The 3,450-nt window shown below is 70.2% G+C and carries 5 protein-coding genes; 2 read left to right on the forward strand and 3 right to left on the reverse strand.

The genetic code is table 11. The annotated features are described in order from the left end of the window. Positions 1-207 precede the first annotated feature (207 nt). A complete protein-coding gene (locus tag AB0958_RS24250; RefSeq protein WP_366892551.1) occupies positions 208-618 on the reverse strand; it encodes a helix-turn-helix domain-containing protein in 411 nt (136 codons plus the stop codon). 118 nt (positions 619-736) lie between these two features. Between AB0958_RS24250 and AB0958_RS24255 the strand changes: the two genes are divergently transcribed. Then, positions 737-1,450, forward strand: coding sequence for a DsbA family oxidoreductase (locus AB0958_RS24255; protein WP_366892552.1), 714 nt, complete (start codon positions 737-739; stop codon positions 1,448-1,450). 47 nt (positions 1,451-1,497) lie between these two features. Continuing rightward, a complete protein-coding gene (locus tag AB0958_RS24260; protein ID WP_366892553.1) occupies positions 1,498-2,163 on the forward strand; it encodes an NAD(P)H-binding protein in 666 nt (221 codons plus the stop codon). 305 nt (positions 2,164-2,468) lie between these two features. Here the strand turns inward: AB0958_RS24260 and AB0958_RS24265 are convergent, their stop codons facing one another. Continuing rightward, entirely contained in the window at positions 2,469-3,167 is a 699-nt protein-coding gene (locus AB0958_RS24265) for an alpha/beta hydrolase (protein WP_366892554.1), read from the reverse strand. A gap of 58 nt (positions 3,168-3,225) precedes the next feature. Next, a partial coding sequence (locus AB0958_RS24270; protein ID WP_366892555.1) for a nuclear transport factor 2 family protein occupies positions 3,226-3,450 on the reverse strand: 225 nt, incomplete at its 5' end.

Raw genomic sequence — 3,450 nt, forward strand, 5'->3', positions numbered from 1 at the left:
CTCCCGGCCTCCCGGCCTCCCGGCCTCCCGGCCTCCCGGCCTCCCGGCCTCCCGGCCTCCCGGCCTCCCGGCCTCCCGGCCTCCCGGCCTCCCGGCCTCCCGGTATCTGCGCCGCGCATATCACCATCAGCACCTGGCTTGGCCAGGGCGGCAGGTTCGGGGCAGGTCACTGCGCCCGGCGCCGACAGCCGATCGCTGATCCTGCGGTCAGGACCGGGCTGCTGGTGCCGCAGCGCAGGCCCGGTGCGCGCGGATCTCGTCGTGGTGGTCGGTGGCCCAGCCGATCAGGGATGTCACGATCTCGTGGAGGCCGCGGCCCAGCGGGGTGAGGGAGTACTCGACGCGTGGTGGAACCTCCGCGTATGCGGTGCGGGTGATCAGACCGTCCTCGTGGAGCTGGCGGAGCGTGAGGGTGAGCATCCGCTGGGAGATTCCGGGGACCTGGCGCTGCAGGTCGGTGTAGCGCAGCGGGCCGGCCTCCAGCACCGCGATGAGCAGCAGGCTCCACTTGTCGCCGACGCGGTCGAGGACCTGCCGGATGAACTCCATGTGCTCGGCGGGGATGCGGGCACAGGGCCCCACCGCCGCCGCGCCGCCCGAACTGCCGGTGACCGCCATGACGCACATTCCTCTCCGGTACGAACACCGATGTGCCTTTTGTGTCGCCTTCCATACTGGCCCATCATGACGTTACGAACAAAACGTAGGAATCAAGCGCAGGCACGGGAGGCGCGTCATGAAGATCGAGGTCTGGGCCGAGGTCACCTGCCCCTGGTGCGGACTGGGCAGCCACCGTCTGGACCGGGCCGTGGAGCGGTTCGAGCACGGCGACGAGGTGGAGGTCGTCCACCACTCGTTCCCGCTGAGCAGTTCCTTCCCCGTGGATGAGACGTTCAGCGTCCGTGACGCGCTGCTGCGCCGGCACGGCATGAGCGGCTCCCAGGCCGAGGCATCCACGCGTCGGATCGAGGCGCTGGCCGAGGCCGAGGGACTCCGGCCCTACAAGGTGCTGGACAACCTGGTCGGCAACACCGGCCTGGCGCACGAGTTCCTCGCCCACGCCTCCGCCGAGGGCAGGAACCGCGAAGCCTGGGACGCGATCTTCCGCGCCTACTTCGGCCAGGGCCGCCCCGTCTTCAGCATGGCCGACCTGCTCGACCTGGGCCAGGAGATCGGCCTGGCCCGCGAGGGCACCCGCCGGGCGCTCACCGAGCACCGCTACCAGCGTCAGGTGAGCGACGATGCCGCCCGCGCCCAGCGCCTGGGCGCCACCGGCGCGCCCTTCATCGTCGTCGACGGCAGGTACGCCATCCCCGGCGCGCAGGACAGCGACGGCCTTCTCGACGTGCTGCGCACGGCCTGGGACGAGTCCCACCCGCTCACCCTCGGCACCGACGGCGACGCTGCGGTCCCCGGCCCCGACGGCTGCGCCGTACCGGCCCGCAGCTGACCTTCACCCCTCACTCCCCTGCACTGCCCGAAAGGCATTTGATCACCATGAGCAACCTCCTGGTCCTCGGCGGCAGCGGCCGTACCGGCGCCCACGTCCTGGAGCACGCGGCCCGGCGCGGCCACCGCGTACGCGCCCTGGTCCGCGACCCCGACACGGTGCAGGCACCGGCCGGCGTCGAGCTGATCCAGGGCACCCCTGCGAACATCGACGACATCCGCCGGGCCGCCGAAGGCACCGAGGCAGTGATCAGCGCGCTGAACAACGGCCGCGCCTCCGACAACCCGTGGGCCAAGCCGGTCAGCCCGCCGATGTTCATGACCGAGGCCGCCCGCCACACGCTCACCGTCATGGGCGAGCAGGGCATCCGCCGTATCGCGCTGACGTCCACGCAGGGCGCGGGCGACGACTGGGCCCGGCTCAACCTGCTGGTCAAGGCGTTCATCAAGCTGTCGAACATCAAGGCGGGCTTCGAGGACCACACCGGCCTCGACCAGGTCGTCCGCGCCTCGTCCGGCATCGACTGGACCCTGGCCCGTGCCGTCACCCTGACCGACAAGCCCCTGAGTGGTCCCGTACGGGCCGCGGAGGCCGGCACCGAAAAGCCCGGCGCCCGGATCAACCGCGCCGACCTCGCCCAGTTCCTCGTCCAGACGATCGAGGACGACACCTGGACCCGCAAAGCCCCCCTCGTCTGGAACATACGAGGATGACCCGCCCCATGATCCACACCCACCTCATGCGCAACAGCTGTCCGACCTGAGGCGCGCCGTCCTTCGACGGCGACGCCGGACTGGAGTGACGTGACAACACCTGACACCCCAGCACCGACATCGCGTTAAACCAGCGCCTGCTCGTCGCCGCTCGCCCGATCGAGGTCAGTTACGGCGGGGCTCGGGATCTTGCTGTACGACCCTCCCCGTAGCCCGTATGACCTCCAATGACCGATCTCTACAGAGCTACGGAACAGAAGGTTGTGAGGGACCTTTCGGGTTGACGGGAATCGGGGTGGGCAGCGCTACGCCGCTCCGGCGGCCCGTGCGGCGGCTTCGGCCAGGACGGCTGCGACCTCGTCGGGGTGCGACAGATGCGGTGAGTGGCCGGAGGGGACGCGGGCGATGTGCGTGGCCCTGGCGGCCCACTCCTCCTGGACGGACGGTGGCAGGGCCGGGTCCTCCGTGGCCACGACATAGGTGAGGGGGATGTCGGTGGGGGCGGCGCCGAGTTGCTCGGTGAAGGCGCGAATGCCCTGCCAGTTGAGTCGTTCGACGGCTTCGGCGGCCAGCCGGGGGTCCACGCCGCTGAAGATCGACTGCTCGGGGTCTCCGGCCTTCACGGCGAGGCCGTCGGGCGAGTGGAGCCAGTCGGGCGGGAAGTCTCCGCCCATCCACTCGATCATGGAGGTGCCGGGACTCAGCGCGAAGGCGGCCAGGTGGACCAGTTCGGTGACTTGAGCTGTCTCGGCGGCGGCCCAGGTCGCGGGGACACCGCCGTAGGAGTGGGCGGCCAGAACGACGGGCCCGTCGACGGAGTCGATCGCGGCACGTACGGCCCTTGCATCCTCGGTCAGCCCCTGGGCGGCAGCGCTGTCGGGGTTGCTGCTGGGCAACTGCACGGTGCGGGAAGATACACCTCGGGCGGTGAGTCGTTCGCGCAGGGGGCCGAAGATCCAAGGAGTGTGCATGGCGCCGTGCACCAGCACGACAATGGGGTTCATCCGGAGCTTCCTTGAGTGACGGGGGTTCGGCTGCGACAGCCTGACGACCCGGGACGCGTCAGTGCTTCATGGCGTCGCGGACGGGCGCCGTGTCGGCGAACTGTTCGAAGCGGACGATGAGTCCGCCGCGGACGGTGAAGTGGTGGGCGACGCGGACGTCGATCGGCTTGCTGGTGGCCTTGTTGACGGCGGTGTAGCGGGCGAGGACGACGACGTTCTCGCCGTCGACGACGTAGGTGTCGTCGTGGGCGGTCCAGTTGTCCCACTCCTGGTCGAGTTTCTC

This window comes from Streptomyces sp. NPDC006655, from assembly GCF_040703965.1.
GTDB lineage: Bacteria > Actinomycetota > Actinomycetes > Streptomycetales > Streptomycetaceae > Streptomyces.